The sequence below is a fragment of the Candidatus Methylacidiphilales bacterium genome (assembly GCA_028713655.1).
Lineage (GTDB): Bacteria > Verrucomicrobiota > Verrucomicrobiia > Methylacidiphilales > JAAUTS01 > JAQTNW01.
Genome location: JAQTNW010000025.1, coordinates 31,367 through 46,172, shown reverse-complemented (window position 1 = coordinate 46,172; position 14,806 = coordinate 31,367). Strand labels below are relative to the sequence as shown.

The 14,806-nt window shown below is 55.2% G+C and carries 12 protein-coding genes; 9 read left to right on the top strand and 3 right to left on the bottom strand.

Translation table 11 applies throughout. The features are described from left to right. Window positions 1-55 precede the first annotated feature (55 nt). The gene (locus PHD76_09500; GenBank protein ID MDD5262068.1) at window positions 56-538 is read right to left on the bottom strand and encodes a DUF456 domain-containing protein; all 483 of its coding nucleotides are present in this window, start codon (window positions 536-538) and stop codon (window positions 56-58) included. 124 nt (window positions 539-662) lie between these two features. On the opposite strand from PHD76_09500, the gene PHD76_09495 reads away from it, so the two are divergent. The 4 genes from PHD76_09495 to PHD76_09480 all read left to right on the top strand — a co-directional run bounded on the left by PHD76_09495 (window position 663) and on the right by PHD76_09480 (window position 5,222). Then, a complete protein-coding gene (locus PHD76_09495) occupies window positions 663-2,981 on the top strand; it encodes a carboxy terminal-processing peptidase (protein MDD5262067.1) in 2,319 nt (772 codons plus the stop codon). A gap of 51 nt (window positions 2,982-3,032) precedes the next feature. Then, complete coding sequence (locus PHD76_09490) at window positions 3,033-3,605, top strand: Maf family protein (GenBank protein ID MDD5262066.1); 573 nt, start codon at window positions 3,033-3,035, stop codon at window positions 3,603-3,605. A gap of 67 nt (window positions 3,606-3,672) precedes the next feature. After that, entirely contained in the window at window positions 3,673-4,710 is a 1,038-nt protein-coding gene (locus tag PHD76_09485; GenBank protein MDD5262065.1) for a tRNA-dihydrouridine synthase family protein, read from the top strand. A gap of 140 nt (window positions 4,711-4,850) precedes the next feature. Further along, window positions 4,851-5,222 carry a VOC family protein gene (locus PHD76_09480; protein MDD5262064.1) on the top strand — a complete coding sequence of 124 codons (372 nt, stop codon included), beginning with the start codon at window positions 4,851-4,853 and terminating at the stop codon, window positions 5,220-5,222. Between the two features lie 190 nt (window positions 5,223-5,412). Here the strand turns inward: PHD76_09480 and PHD76_09475 are convergent, their stop codons facing one another. Next, window positions 5,413-6,372 carry a cation diffusion facilitator family transporter gene (locus PHD76_09475; protein ID MDD5262063.1) on the bottom strand — a complete coding sequence of 320 codons (960 nt, stop codon included), beginning with the start codon at window positions 6,370-6,372 and terminating at the stop codon, window positions 5,413-5,415. Between the two features lie 217 nt (window positions 6,373-6,589). On the opposite strand from PHD76_09475, the gene PHD76_09470 reads away from it, so the two are divergent. The 5 genes from PHD76_09470 to PHD76_09450 all read left to right on the top strand — a co-directional run bounded on the left by PHD76_09470 (window position 6,590) and on the right by PHD76_09450 (window position 13,061). Beyond that, window positions 6,590-7,027, top strand: coding sequence for a cupin domain-containing protein (locus tag PHD76_09470; protein MDD5262062.1), 438 nt, complete (start codon window positions 6,590-6,592; stop codon window positions 7,025-7,027). Between the two features lie 92 nt (window positions 7,028-7,119). After that, window positions 7,120-9,324, top strand: coding sequence for a GH92 family glycosyl hydrolase (locus tag PHD76_09465; GenBank protein MDD5262061.1), 2,205 nt, complete (start codon window positions 7,120-7,122; stop codon window positions 9,322-9,324). 166 nt (window positions 9,325-9,490) lie between these two features. Continuing rightward, complete coding sequence (locus PHD76_09460) at window positions 9,491-11,716, top strand: alpha-galactosidase (protein ID MDD5262060.1); 2,226 nt, start codon at window positions 9,491-9,493, stop codon at window positions 11,714-11,716. A gap of 171 nt (window positions 11,717-11,887) precedes the next feature. After that, a complete protein-coding gene (locus PHD76_09455; protein MDD5262059.1) occupies window positions 11,888-12,676 on the top strand; it encodes a TIM barrel protein in 789 nt (262 codons plus the stop codon). 82 nt (window positions 12,677-12,758) lie between these two features. Further along, window positions 12,759-13,061, top strand: coding sequence for a hypothetical protein (locus PHD76_09450; protein MDD5262058.1), 303 nt, complete (start codon window positions 12,759-12,761; stop codon window positions 13,059-13,061). 7 nt (window positions 13,062-13,068) lie between these two features. Here the strand turns inward: PHD76_09450 and PHD76_09445 are convergent, their stop codons facing one another. After that, window positions 13,069-14,772, bottom strand: a complete 1,704-nt coding sequence (locus tag PHD76_09445) for an AarF/UbiB family protein (GenBank protein MDD5262057.1) — start codon at window positions 14,770-14,772, stop codon at window positions 13,069-13,071. Between the last annotated feature and the right edge of the window lie 34 nt (window positions 14,773-14,806).

Genomic DNA, 14,806 nt, shown 5'->3' with positions numbered 1-14,806 from the left:
TTCTAAAAATGTGTCTCTTCGTGCCTTGGTGTCTTCGTGGTTCAATTGAATTTATTTATCTCAGCAGCACATTCAGCACAAACGCCAGCACCATTAAAACCGCAATCCCGAGCCGGATCAGGCTGGCGGCAACAATCCCGATCCCCACCCCCGCGGCAACCTTTGTGGAAGCCTTGAGCCCGCGTCTGGAAAAGATCAGCTCTCCGAGCAGGGCGCCAATCAACGGCCCAACCAGTAATCCCGGCAGGCCGAAAAACAAGCCTATCAGACCGCCCAAAAACGCGCCGATCAATCCGTAACGCGTGGAACCCAGCCACCTTGCCGCCAACAATCCGCTCATCCAATCCACCAAGAACCCGGCAATCACACCCAGAAACAGCAGGCCCACGATCCACCAGGACAACACTTGCGGCAGCATCAGCTTGTGAAAAAGCGCCGCCAGCCAGATCAAACCGAGCCCGGGCAGCACGGGCAGGAACGTTCCCGCCACTCCACAGAGCATGAGCACTATTGTTATGGTCCAAACCAGCCATTCCATAGGGAACACTTCCATTTAGACGGGTTTCGCGGCTTTTTGGGCTTCTGTAAACCAGATTATCGAAAAACCTCGCGATTCCCGAATGACAGCTTCTGAAATATAGTGTATGTTTCCTATTCTGACTATGGGACAAAAAAGCAGATTATTGGGTTTCTTTTTGTGCTTTGCACTGTTGACGCCGGTGGCTTATGGCTTTGGCGCCCGCCCCGGGCAACAATCGCCGCCAGCCCCGCAGCAGGGGCAAGGCCAATCTCCCGCCACCAACACTTCCGGTCAAACCCCTGCCGTGGACAAGGCAGCCGAATATCAGGACGAGGTGTTCGGCCGGGCGGCCGCGCTTGTTTCCCGGTTTTTGCAGGAACAACATTTCGCGCGCCATCCCATTGATGCCGTGGTCAGCGCGGAGTGGATCAAGGCTTACATGAAAGCCCTGGATTACAACCGCCTCTTTTTCCTGAAAGGGGAACAGGACGATTTCGAGGCTAAATACGCGCCGGATGCAGGCTCGGAAATTCGCAGCGGCCAGCTCTCACCGGCGTTTGCGATTTTCAAAGTCTTCCAACAGCATGTGAACAGCCGCCTGGCCTGGGTCAACAAACGGCTCAGCCAACCGTTTGATTTTACAACCCAGGATTACTATGAGCCCGACCGTTCTAAAGCGGACTGGCCGCAGACAGCCGCGGAGGAAGACGCCCTCTGGGAGCGCCGGCTCAAATACGAGATTCTGCAGGATCGCTTGGCTGAAAAAAGAAAACCGCAGGACTCCATCCAGCACCTTCAAAAGCGCTACGGCGTGCTTCAGAAAAACCTGAACGAAACCGACCACGAAGACATTGTCACGACCTACCTTTCTGCCCTGACAACCCTTTATGATCCGCACAGCGTTTACCTCGGACCGAAGGAGGAGGAAGACTTCGACATCAGCATGAAGCTCCAACTGGTCGGCATCGGCGCCGTCCTGTCGTCGGAGGACGGATATTGCATCATCAAGGAAATCATCCCTGGCGGCCCGGCCGACCTTGACAAGCGGCTGACCCCCAACGACAAGATTGTCGGGGTCGCGCAGGGTGACAAGGAATATATCGATATCGTCGATATGAAGCTGCGCAATGCGGTGCATCTGATCCGCGGGGATAAAGGTACCGTTGTCCGGCTCAAGGTCATCCCCGGTGGCTCGGACCATTCCGCCGTGCGGGAAGAGGTCCGCCTTGTCCGCGACCAGGTCAAGATTGCGTCGCAAAAAGCCAAAGCCAAGGTGATCAGCCAGATCGGGCCTGACGGCCAGGAATACAAGATAGGCGTGATCGAGCTTCCTTCCTTTTACGGAAACATCGGGGATTACGCTGGAGAGGATCCCAGTGGCGGCAGCAGCACAACGGACGACGTGGCCCTGCTCATCAAAAAGCTGAAGGAAAAAAATATCGACGGCCTTGTTCTGGATCTTCGCAACAACGGGGGCGGGCTCCTGAGTGAAGCCGTGCGGCTGGTGGGGCTGTTTATCGGCAAGGGCCCCGTGGTGCAGGTGAAGGATTCCCAGGGAAAGAAACAAGTGCTCCAGAATTTCGATTCCAACATGGCCTATGACGGGCCGCTCATGGTGCTCACAAACAAATTGAGCGCTTCGGCCTCGGAAATTGCGGCCGGGGCGCTTCAAAATTACGGGCGCGCCTTGATCGTTGGCGACAAGAGCACCCATGGCAAAGGCACGGTGCAAACCGTGGCCGAGTTGAACCACTTTATTCCCCCGATCAATGGAATCACCCCCGTTGCCGGGGCCATGAAGATCACCATCCAGAAATTTTATCTTCCCAACGGACATTCCACACAGCAGCGTGGCGTTATTCCGGATATCATCCTGCCCTCGCCCAACGATTATCTGGAACTTGGGGAATCGAACCTCCCACATTCCCTGCCCTGGGATGAAATTGAACCGGCGCCTTTCACAAAACTGGACATCGACAATCCGACCGGCTTTATTCCCCAACTCAACGCCGATTCCCAGCAGCGGATTGCCAAAGACGGCGATTTCAAGCTGTTGCTGGATGACATCGCGCGCCTCCGCAAGCACATGGAAGACCGCCGGGTTTCGCTGAACATCACCCAGCGTGAGACCGAAGCCGCCGAGGACAAACAACGGAAGGACGAACGCGAAAAAATTCTCAAAGCCATGTCCGCCAAACTACCTGACATCCTGTCCATTTCCTTCGACAATAAAAAGGGCCTGGTGGAGCAACTCGCTTCCCAGGAAAAACCCAAGCCCAAGCCTGCCCCGGACACGTCAGGTGACGATGAAGGTACGGATATTCCAAAACTGACAACCTCGGAATCCTATGCGGCTGACTTGCATCTCCGCGAAAGCCTCAGGATTTTTGGCGACTGGCTTAAGTTATTGGATAAAAAAGGCACCATGACGGCCTTGGGTGACACCAAACCGAAATCGTAACTAGTGGTCTATGCGCCTGTACCGGTTGAATTCCCGCAACCTTCCATCCCCATGTCGTGCCTGATACTTGCCTCGCAGTCGCCACGGCGCCAGGAACTCCTAGAAGAAGCCGGGATTTCCTTTCGTGTGCAGGCGCCGGATGCGGACGAATGGGATTTTTCAACGCACCCCGAGTTGACCCCGGTTGAAATTGTACGCTCCAATGCCCGTCGCAAGGCGGAAAGCGTCGCGCATTCCCACCCGCAGGACATCATTCTCGCCGCCGATACCCTCGTCTATTGCGAGGGTCGTCTGCTGGGAAAACCCCTGGATGCCGGTGATGCGGTTGCCATGCTGAAATGGTTGAGTGCCAGGACGCACGAAGTGCTTACCGCAGTCGCCTGGAGAGATCCCGCGCAGTGCACCATCCGCGAGCATGTGGCCAGAACCCGTGTCACGTTTCGCTCCCTGGATGAAAACATCATTCATGGGTACATGGAGAAGGTGAATGTCATGGACAAGGCGGGGGCCTACGGCATCCAGGAACATGGCAGCGATTTGATCGAACGCATTGAGGGCTCAAAAACCAACGTGATCGGCCTGCCGATGGAAATTGTCTCTGTCTGGTGGGCGGAACGGGCCTGAACCCAAACGCCCGCTCGGCAACCAAACAAACCTTCGTTTCCACCGTCAATTTTGTTATTCTGGTTTTGTGATCGCTCCACTCATTCCACAGGGACGCCCGCTCCTGCTCCTGGCCCCGATGCAGGATGTGACCGATCTGTCGTTCTGGCGCGTGCTGCACCGCTATGGCGGCCCTGATGTGTATTTCACGGAATATTTCCGGGTTCACTCCGCTTCAACCCCCGAATCCTGGATTCTGGACGCCATCCGCAACAATCCCTCCGGCCGGCCCGTGATAGCGCAAATGATAGGGCAGGACATCGAACACCTGGTCCGTACCGCAGCCCTCCTGCAAAAGGAAAACATCGCCGCACTGGATCTGAACATCGGCTGCCCCGCCCCCATCGTTTGCAGGAAATCCTCGGGCGGAGGAATGCTCCGCAACCTTGCTCATCTCGACAAGGTCATTGCCGCCCTCCGCCCTGCCATCCATGTGAATTTTACATTAAAAACCCGGATCGGTTTTGATTCACCGGAAGAATTTGACGCTCTTCTGGATCTTTACGCCCAACACCCCATCGATGCCTTGACCGTGCATGGCAGGACGGTGAAGGAAATGTACCGGGTGAATGTGCATTACGACCGGATCGCACAGGCGGTGCAAAAAATGAAATGCCCGGTCTTTGCCAACGGCAATATTCTGAGCGCCGGCAATGCGCGGGCGGTTGTTGAACAAACCGGGGCGCAGGGCCTGATGATCGGCCGCGGAGCCATCCGCAACCCCTGGATCTTCAACCAAATCCGGGAATCCCATGCCGGTGAAATTAAAACCCGCCCGACATTGTCGGATGTCCGGGAATACGTGGAGATACTTTATCGCGGAACACGGCCCGAGGGTTTTTCCGAAACGCTCCAGGTCGCCCGGATGAAAAAATTCATGAACTTCATCGCGCAAAAAATCGATCCGGAAGACCAGTTCCTACACCAGATCCGCCGCGCCGCCAGCGAAATGGATTTTTTCAAGATATGCGATCAGTTTTTGTGCGGAGACGCCCTGTTTAATCCGGAAACGCCGGAAAAGGCGCTGGCAAATGCCGGGAATCCCCGAACAGACTGCTATCTCTAAATTTCAAGCCTGGCGGGCATATGCGGCTTCGGATAAGTAAAAGCGGCGACCTGATGTTCCGCATCTGAAGCCGCTTTGCGTTAGTGCTGTTCCAGCTTGTCCAGCTTGCCATATTTGAGGATGGAGGGTACTATCTACACATGACGCCGACCCTCCCCTTCAATCAGTTTGACGCCATCGAGATTCCCGCACCCGACATCGAATCCGCAAAGGTTTTTTACAGTACGGTTTTTGGGTGGAAGCTCGAACCCTATGGCAAACAATATTGCTGTTTCAACGACGGGCGCCTGACTGGCGGCCTGTCAGCGGAACGCCGCGTGTCCGAAGGGGGCCCGCTGCTCGTGATTTGCGTTGAAGACATCGACACCGCCATGGACCGGATTATCAAATTTGGCGGACGTTTGTCCGTCCCCAAATTTGCCTTCCCCGGTGGCAAGCGCGCGCACTTCATCGATCCCAACGGCAATGAGCTGGCCGTCTGGCAGGAACAGCCGAAAAAAGCATCTGTTTAGCCCCAATACCTTCAACCAATTCAAGCAACCGTTTGGCCACAAAAGAACACAAAAAACGCAAAGTACAGGGAAGTTTCGGCAGTTTTGAGTTCTTTGCGCTCTTTTGCGGCGATATCGCCGTGCTCGGATTGAGGGTTGCAACCAATTAGCACAAAGGAACTTATTCCCCAATTAGTTGAAGGCATTGAGGTTAGCAGCGTCCGGATGATTTTGGAGCGTATTTGCGCTTGGCCGGTTCGGGATGGATGGTGACTGAGGCGTTGGGAAACAAAGCCAGGATGCCCGACTCCACTTTTTCGCAGGTATCCTTGGCCCTTGCCAGGGTGATGCCGGGCCACAGCTCCAGATGCAGGTCAATGAAACGGTTGGGGCCCGATTTGCGGGTGCGCAGTTTGTGATAGCCAAGCACCGGCTCATGCCCCGCCTGGAACCGCGTGGCACGATCTCGTATGAGGCCATCCAAATAGGCATGAATTTTTTCGAGTTCATTAGCGGTTAAGCTGACATCCAAAAGGTCCCTGCCTGCCGAGAGTGTCAGGTCATATGAGGTCTTGAGAATCAGCAGGGCGACACCGATGGCGCAAACCGGATCCAGCCATTGAAGATTTGCCGAGGGAAATAATTTTCCGCCCAACCAGGCGAGCACGAGAGCGCCAAACACACCCAGGGAGGTGTACACATCGGTTTTTAAGTGCCAGGCGTCGGCGCGCAATGCTTCGGAGTCGTATTCGCGCGCCACTCGGAACAACCTGCGGCTGACCAGGATATTCACTCCGGCGGAAACCGCCATGACCATGATGCCGATCCTGGCATGCGCCAGTACTGCGGGATGCATGAGTTTGTGAAGCGATTCCCAGATGATCCAGACAGCGGCGACGAAGATCAGCAACGCCTCAATGACTCCGGAAAGATTCTCGAATTTCCCATGGCCATAGTGGTGGTCTTCATCACGGGGCTTGGTGGCAATCCGGATGGCACAGTAGGCAACGACGGCCGCAGCCAGATCAAGCCCGGAGTGTATGGCCTCGGCCAGGATGGAAACGGAACCGGTAAGGATTCCCGCAAGAATCTTAGCGCCGGTCAGGGCTGTATTGGAAAAAATGGACAGCCTTGCCGCAGAAACTCTGGGATCGCTCACTGTAAGCGTCATACTGCAAACATTCACAGGCCCTGCAAGCGCAAGTAAGTGCGAATGCACGACATGTTGCTTCAGTAGCGCGGGCCGTCCCGGCTGCGGGTTCAAGGGGCGTCTCGCCCCTTGCTTCAGGCGTTGAGGCTATTCAGCAACTCGCAGAAGTGGAATTTTAAATGCAATTGGCCTGATTTTTGAATCTATACAAGTTGAACGGTTCGTATAAACGTAAGCCATGCCCATAAAACCCACATTTCTCTTATTGAGTTTGCTGTTCCTCTCTTTTTTGCAGGTTGAAGCCCCGGCCCAGGACAGCCCGGCAGCCAAAATTACGCCTCTGTTGAAAACCACCACGAGTTGGGACGGGCAGCCCATCGTGTATCCAAAAGGCCAGGCCGAAATCACCGGCGTGATGATCGAGATCGCCCCGGGCGGCGAGACCGGCTGGCATCTGCATCCTGTTCCATGCTTCGGCTGTATCATGGAAGGGGAACTCGACGTCACCCTGAAAGACGGCCGCGTGAAGCACTTGAAGGCAGGCGAGGCGCTGGCGGAAGTTGTCAACACGCTGCACAACGGGCGGAATACCGGAAAAACACCTGTCAAGTTGCTTGTCTTCTATGCCGGATCGGTTGGAAGCAGCCTGACCGTCAGGAAATCCATCAAGAAATGACGCCTGAACCCCTTTCTAAAATGCGCGTGCTTCCCCTGCTGCTGTTTTTGATGGCCCATGCCCTGACAAGCGAAGGCAAGGACAAGGACGCGGTGGACTATGTCAACACTAACATTGGTGGCGTTGCCCGGCTCCTTCAGGCGATAGGGCCCGATGTTCAGATGCCTCACGGCATGATGAGCATTGTTCCGCGGACGAGGCCGAAGGTTGTGGACCGCTACCTGTCGGATAAAATATTCGGTTTTCCCGCCGGCGCCGCAGTGTTTATGCCCACAACCGGCGCCGTGGATACCGTCCTGGAAAACATTGCCTCAGATTTTGACCATGACCTTGAGACAGCGACACCCTATTTTTATTCCGTCCTTCTGGAAAAGTATGATATTCAGGTGGAATATACGGTCAGCGATCACGCCGTTTTCTATCGCTTCCATTTTCCCGAAAAGCAGCCCGCACACCTGCTTTGGTGGGAAGGGAAAGGCAGCAAAGGTTTCAATAGAACAGGCCCGGCTTCCCTGCAGGGTGAAGGTCCCAACCATCTGTACTGGGTGGCGGAGTGTTCCGCGCCCATTGCAGCAATGGACAGCAGCATCGTGATTTCGGGCAAAACGGCCGCAGCCATGACACTAACAACAAGTGGCGGGGAATGGGCCGGAGTGCGGATAGGCATTTCCCGCCTCAGCGCGGAGCAAGCCCGCATCAATCTCAAAAGCGAAATGCCCGACTGGGACTTTGCGACAGCGCGGAACAGGGCGCGGGATGTCTGGAATAAGGCGCTCACCCAGATCGTCATCAAAGGCGGTACTGAAAGGGAGCGCACTATTTTTTATACCGCGCTGTATCACTCCAAGCTGTGCATGGTTAACTTCACCGAAAACGGCCAGTATGTCGGCTTTGACGAAAAGGTACATGAGGCTGGTAACCATCCCTATTATACCATTGACTCACTGTGGGACACTTATCGCACCGCGCACCCGTTGCAGCTTCTGCTCGAGCCGCATCGTCAGGAAGATATGGTTCAGTCGTATGTGCGGATGTATGAACAGAGCGGTTGGATGCCCTCGGTTCCGGATATTACAAGCGAACATAGGGCAATGATCGGATACCATGCGGATGCACTTATCGCCGACACCTTCTTTAAGGGTTACCGCAATTTTGATGTGGAAAAGGCCTACGAAGGCATGAGGAAGAACGCCATGGAGGCCACGCTTTTGCCATATCGCAACGGCCCGGCCACGAAGCTCGACTCGATATATCGCGAGAAAGGCTTCTTTCCGGCCCTTGGCAAACCGAAAAGGGAAACAAATGAATTTATCCTGGATCCATCAGGACCGAAAATGCAAACCGTCTGGATGCGTGGTGAAAGAGAGACGGAAAAGAGTGTACACCCCTTTGAATCCCGCCAGGCGGTTTCGGTCACTCTGGAGGCCGCCTACGACGATTGGTGTTGCGCGCAGATGGCCAGGGCACTGAACAAACAGGACGATTACGAATACTTCATGAAGCGGGCGTACAATTACAAAAATGTTTTTGACAGCCGTATTGGCTTTATGGCGCCCAAGACAGCGGACGGAAATTGGGCACCCGATTTCGATCCTCTATGGAGCAGTGGTCCGGGAGGCAGGGACTATTTCACAGAGAGCAATTCCTGGACCTATACCTTCCACGTTCAGCATGACTTCGCCGGGCTTATCAACCTGATGGGTGGCCGTGACAAGTTTATTGCACGCCTCGATGCGCTTTATGTTGAACAGTACGGCAACAACATGGCCAAACACCACTTCTTGTATAATTTCCCGGACATGACCGGCCTGATAGGCCAGTATGCTCAAGGCAACGAGCCGGCGTTCCATATTCCGTATTTGTATTGTTACGCGGGCCAGCCTTGGAAAACCCAGCGCAGAATCAGGGAAACTCTGCGTCTTTGGTTTAACGACGGTCCGGAAGGCATACCTGGAGACGAAGACTATGGGGCAATGTCCTCGTATTATGTCCTAAGTGCCATGGGCTTTTATCCCGTGTGCCCCGGCTCACCGACCTATGTGATCGGAAGTCCGTCTTTTGAAGAAGTGAAAATCACACGTGACGATGGTGCGGTGTTTACGATTACTGCCAGGAATGTTTCGCCGGTGAATAAATATATTCAATCCGCCAAGCTGAACAAAGCACCGCTTGATAAGCCGTGGTTCAACCACAGTGACCTGATTCCCGGCGGTTCTCTCGTCTTTGAAATGGGTCCACGGCCAAACAAGTCGTGGGGCAGTGCGCCGGATGCTGTACCACCTTCCATGTCACATTGAATGGGTTGATGGCTGTAAAGAGGACCGGAAAAAAGCGGCATTAAGGCCCGGCCTGAATGGCTTACACGATGGATGTGATGGCATTGCTCGCACCAACACCCGTGCCTGTAAAAAATATCATATTGAATAAACCCATTTCTTGGGCACGATTTTCAATTTACGCCTTATGAACACCATTCGCTTTGACGCCGAACAGCGCCTGTTTCAGATCCAAATGCGCGCTTCTTATTATGCCTTTCGCATCCTGGATAACGGCCAGATTGTCCACACGGGTTCGGGTTCCCTCCCTGAAAATGAGAATGTGGAGCCGGTACTGGGCCGACTTGACGATTATGCGGAAACCAGTTACGGATTGGATTCCCAGGTGCGCCGCTACGAGCTGCCCACGTTTGGCGATATCAGCTATCACGACGTGGCCCTGAAAGCATCTTTCCCGCAGCCCGCCGCCAAGCCCGCAACCCATGAGTCTCCGAATCTGCCTGTGCGCGATGTGCGGTTGCGTTATGTGTCGCATGAAATTCGGACGGATGAAAACCCCGGCCTGGCGCCTGTCCACGGAGTTCCGACACGGAAAACCCAGCCGCGGGAAACCCTTTGCGTAAAGCTTAAAGACATTGCGTACGATTTCCGGGCCACCTTGTTTTACCGCATCACACCCGAGCACGATATCATTGAGCGCTGGATTGAATTGGAGAACGCCACATCCATGGAAGTTGCCATCGAATCCCTGGCGTTTGGAACGCTGAACCTGCCCAACGGTGAGTATGAAGTGACGCGGCCCACGGGCTGCTGGAACCGTGAATTCACCGCGGTGCGGCAGAATCTCGAACAGGGAAAACTGCTCATCGACCAGCAAGGGCTCAACACCGGACACGCCGGCAATCCCTTTTTCCTTTTGAACGAGCGCGGTGGCGTGACGGAGTCCGCCGGTGATGTCTGGTTTGGTGCGCTTGCCTACAGCGGAAATTGGTGCTTGCGATTTGAGGTGCTTCCGAGCAACACGGTGCGGGTGCATGGTGGCTATGAATTGTCCGACTTTTCAATTTCGCTGGCTCCAGGCGGAAAGCACCGTACGCCCGCGATGGTCCACGGTTGTGCCGGTGATGGCCGGGGAGGCGCGAGCCGCCGACTGCACCGGTTTATCCGCGAATATGTGTTGCCGGACAGTGCCGCACTGCGGCCCGTCCTCTACAACAGTTGGGATGCCACATATTTCGACATCAATCTCGAAAAACAAATGGAGTTGGTGCGACTCGCGGCTTCCATCGGAGTTGAGCTTTTCTGCATCGACGACGGTTGGTTCGGCAGCCGCAGAAACGACCGCGCAGGTCTTGGCGACTGGGTGGTGAGCGAGGAAATTTTTCCGGGCGGTTTGAAACCTTTGACCCAGGAGATCAGACGCCTGGGCATGAAGTTCGGACTATGGGTCGAACCCGAGATGGTTAATCCGGACTCGGATCTTTACCGCGCCCATCCCGACTGGATCCTGCATTTTCCAGGACGCCCACGCACGGAGGGCCGCCACCAGCTTATCCTTGATTTTGGCAGGTCCGAGGTGGTGGAGCACATGTTTGGCGTCCTTGACGCACTGGTTCGGGACCATGACGTTGATTTTTTCAAGTGGGACATGAATCGTTACGCCAGCGAGCCGGGTTCCGTCGTTGGCAAAGCCATCTGGCAAAAGCACGTCGCGGCCGTTTACTCCCTCTTCGACCGACTGCGCGGCGCGCATCCCAAACTCAGTATCCAAAGCTGTTCGGCAGGCGGTGGACGCGTGGACATCGGGATGTTTGGCCGCGCCGACCAGGTCTGGGCCAGCGATAACAGCGACGCGCATGATCGTGTGATCATCGAAGATGGTTTCAGCCTTGCCTATCCACCGCGCGCCATGGAGTGCTGGGTCACCAATGAAGAAAACCCGCTGACCAAACGCATTGCGTCGCTCGACCTGAGGTTTGATGTCGCCATGCGCGGAGCGTTGGGAATCGGATCTGCCCTCAACCGTCTTTCCGCGGAGGAACTGGATGCCTACAAACGTAAAATTGAGTTTTATAAAAAGATCCGGCCGGTTGTGCAAGAGGGCGACCTTTACCGCCTGAGTCTTGGACTGGAGGGCGGCGTGTCGATTTGGGAAATTGTGCTTCCAGATGCCAGCCGGGCCGTCTATTCGATTGCCGTCATCAATCTTGCGCAGGGACGGTTTCGGACACCTGCGCGCCTCCGGGCGTTGGATGCCGCGTCAGTTTATGCGGTCATCGATGAAAAAGGGACCGAACTTGGCCGTTACAGCGGTTATCAATTGATGACACTGGGCCTGCCCGGCGATACGGCATCGGGAGGACATGGCGGTGCGATTCGCAGCCGGACGTTGCTTCTGGAACGCATAAAATGATAAATCACCCATTGGGTTTGATGGACGATACCGGGCAGCCGGTGACGTCAATCTTTGACACCGGATGTCATTAGATACGCGGCCTGCCCATGTTGGGCACACTACAGTCAATCGGGACCGCGCCTCGACAATGGGTATTTTGTTCGATTGGACATCAAAAGCAGCTGCGAAATGAGCAAGATTTCCCAATCCCTGTCCTGGTGGTGTTTTCAAAATCGCGGTATCGAGCCGGATGCATTGCTGTCAGGCGCGGCCAAAATCGGCTATCAAGGGATCGATCTTATCGACGAAACCCTTTGGCCGGCAGTGAAGCGACATGGGTTGTCGGTTTCAGCCATAAATGGGCACGGGACCATTGAACAGGGCCTAAACCGGCGGGAAGACGCCGGCCGGATCGAGAAGGAGCTTCGGGCCAATATCGCCAAAGCGGGCCAATGGAAAATTCCCATTCTGATCTGTTTTTCCGGAAACCGGGCCGGACTAAGTGACGAGGCGGGGCTTGAGCAGTGTGCAGAAACAATCGCGAAAGTTGCTCCAGCCGCGGCCGACGCCGGAGTAACGCTGGCTATGGAGCTGCTCAACAGCAAAGTCGATCACAAGGATTATCAATGCGACCACACGGCATGGGGTGTGGAGCTTTGTCGGCGCGTCGCGTCGCCTGCGTTCAAGTTGCTCTACGACATCTATCACATGCAGATCATGGAGGGCGACATCATCCGCAGCATCCAGGCCAACCATGCCTTCTTTGCGCATTACCATACGGCTGGAAATCCGGGCAGGGGACAACCTGACAGTACACAAGAGCTGTTTTATCCCGCCATTTACAAGGCGATAGCAGCGACTGGCTACACCGGGTTTATCTCGCATGAGTTTATCCCCTCCGGCAACCCGCTTGAAGCGTTGGAAAAGGCTTTCAACGATTGTGATAAAGCCCTGCGTACTTCCGCCGCTGCTGTTTGAAAAGGGCATCCGGCGCGGGTAGCCCCCACCTGAGTGCGTACTTGTTCTGGCAAAATGGCGGATTTTGTGTTATTGCTTTGCCATGAAGAAGACACATTCAACCCGCCGTAAAAGTACCCGTAAAAAAATCTCCAAACCCAAGGTAAAAAGGGCAAAAAAGCGGACCCAGCACGACGAGCCGATTTCCAAGCCGGCGCTGGTGTTGATCGACAGGGCCGCTTCCCTGCTGAAAAAGGCAATCCTCAAAAGCGAGGAAGAAACAGAAGAGGGCCGGAAAGTTCTGAAAAAGAAAGCCCTTTCCTTTGTCGATCTTGCCAGCGATCGCATGACAGACGCCATTCATGAAGGCGCCCGACTGGCACGAAAAGGGATGAGCAAAATTTAGTGCGTGGCTAAAACCCGCCGTGGCGCCAGATGGCCAGGAACAGGCGCAGGGTCATGAACGCGCCCACTCCCAGGCCGATGATTCCCAGCAGCGGGATCCCGTGAATCAGCGGCGGGATCATCGACAGAATAATCACGCTGGAACAAATCAGCACCGCTGCGCTGAGAATCGCGTCGGCCATGCGGTTTGCAATTTGATCCAGCGTCTTGCGAAGAGGTTCAAACCCTTCCGGATTGATTTTATGCTCCACCGGCAGGCTGAAACGCCCGCTGCGCATGCGGAAATAAACCTCCTTCAGGTCGCCCGGCAGATGTTCAAGCAGGCGCATGGTTTCGAGGACAATTTTTCCGGCTCCTTTCCAGAGGCGCGGCAAGTCCAGCTTCTCCATCAGCAAGCGCGTCGCGTGGGGACGGCCCAACTCGATGAAATTCAGGTCGGGATTCAGGACCAGGCCGATGGCCTCGATTTGTGAGAGTGCCTTGATGCCCAGATAAAACGCGGGCTTCATGCGCAATTTATGGGTCATCAGCAAATCCAGCAGCCGGTTCAGCACATAGCCGACCTGGATTTCCTTCAGCGGCTTGTTTAAATGATTCTCGTTGAACGCCTCAATGTCCGCTTCCATCCGGATGGGATCTTCCACAAAGCTTTCTTCCGACATCCCGATGATGGCATACATGATCATGCGGGCATCCCGCTCGGTCAAACCCATCAACAGGTCGGCGATGTCCTCCCGAAAGGCCGGTGTGAGCTGGCCCATCATGCCGTAGTCGTACAGGGCCACCACTCCGTCCTTCATGACCGCCATGTTGCCCGGATGCGGGTCCGCATGGAAAAAGCCAAGCTCCAGGACCTGCTCGAATATGAGCCCCGAAATCGTTTCGGAAAGCGCCACCGGATCCACACCGGCATCGACAAGCGCTTCCGGCTGGTCGATGTGGAGCCCTTCCAGGTATTCCATGACCAGCACGCGCGATGTGGTGAATTCATCATAAACGCGCGGCACCCGGATGGATTCCTTGTCGCTGAATTGCTTTTGAAAGCGCCGCATGTTGGAGGCCTCATTCAAAAAATCCAGTTCGCGCAGCATGGTCTTTGAAAAATCGCGCACAATGCCCGTGGGATTCAATACAGCGATCACTTCCACATGCTTGTCCAGAAAGCGGGCGATCTCCATCAGGATGGCCAGGTCCATTTCGATGGTTTTCAGGATGTCCGGCCGCTGGATTTTAACCGCGACCAGTTCCCCCGTGTGCAGCGTTGCACGGTGTACCTGGGAGACCGAGGCGGAGGCAATGGGCCGGGTTTGGAATTTTTTAAACAGCTTCGAGGGTTCCTGTTTCAATTCCGCCTCAAGAATGGCCTTGGCTTGCTCGCCCGGGAAAGGGGCGACGTGCTCCTGCAATTTGTGGAGTTCATTGTGGAATTCCTCATCGATAAAATCGCGGCGGGAACTGAGGATTTGCCCCAGTTTGACAAAGGTGGGGCCCAGTTCTTCCAGGGCCATGCGCAGGCGCACGGGGGCCGGCTTGTGTTGCAGCGCCAGGTCGGCCTTGCTCAGGCGGCGGTTCAGGAGGTCGGAAAGCGCACGCAGGTGGACCAACTGCAAAAAATCGGCAAAGCCGTATTTGTACAGAACGCTGAAAATCTCGCGGTAGCGCGGGACCTGTGCCCAGGTTTCAACCGCTGATTTGATGGGATCAACCAGCATGGAAATAGTTTAACCCACTGCCTTGCAGTACGCG

Excerpts from the sequence above, each read along its gene's own strand:
- PHD76_09500 (MDD5262068.1), bottom strand. The coding sequence starts at position 538 with ATGGAATGGCTGGTTTGGACCATAACAATAGTGCTCATGCTCTGTGGA.
- PHD76_09495 (MDD5262067.1), top strand. The coding sequence starts at position 663 with ATGGGACAAAAAAGCAGATTATTGGGTTTCTTTTTGTGCTTTGCACTG.
- PHD76_09490 (MDD5262066.1), top strand. The coding sequence starts at position 3,033 with ATGTCGTGCCTGATACTTGCCTCGCAGTCGCCACGGCGCCAGGAACTC.
- PHD76_09480 (MDD5262064.1), top strand. The coding sequence starts at position 4,851 with ATGACGCCGACCCTCCCCTTCAATCAGTTTGACGCCATCGAGATTCCC.
- PHD76_09475 (MDD5262063.1), bottom strand. The coding sequence starts at position 6,372 with ATGACGCTTACAGTGAGCGATCCCAGAGTTTCTGCGGCAAGGCTGTCC.
- PHD76_09470 (MDD5262062.1), top strand. The coding sequence starts at position 6,590 with ATGCCCATAAAACCCACATTTCTCTTATTGAGTTTGCTGTTCCTCTCT.
- PHD76_09460 (MDD5262060.1), top strand. The coding sequence starts at position 9,491 with ATGAACACCATTCGCTTTGACGCCGAACAGCGCCTGTTTCAGATCCAA.
- PHD76_09455 (MDD5262059.1), top strand. The coding sequence starts at position 11,888 with ATGAGCAAGATTTCCCAATCCCTGTCCTGGTGGTGTTTTCAAAATCGC.
- PHD76_09450 (MDD5262058.1), top strand. The coding sequence starts at position 12,759 with ATGAAGAAGACACATTCAACCCGCCGTAAAAGTACCCGTAAAAAAATC.
- PHD76_09445 (MDD5262057.1), bottom strand. The coding sequence starts at position 14,772 with ATGCTGGTTGATCCCATCAAATCAGCGGTTGAAACCTGGGCACAGGTC.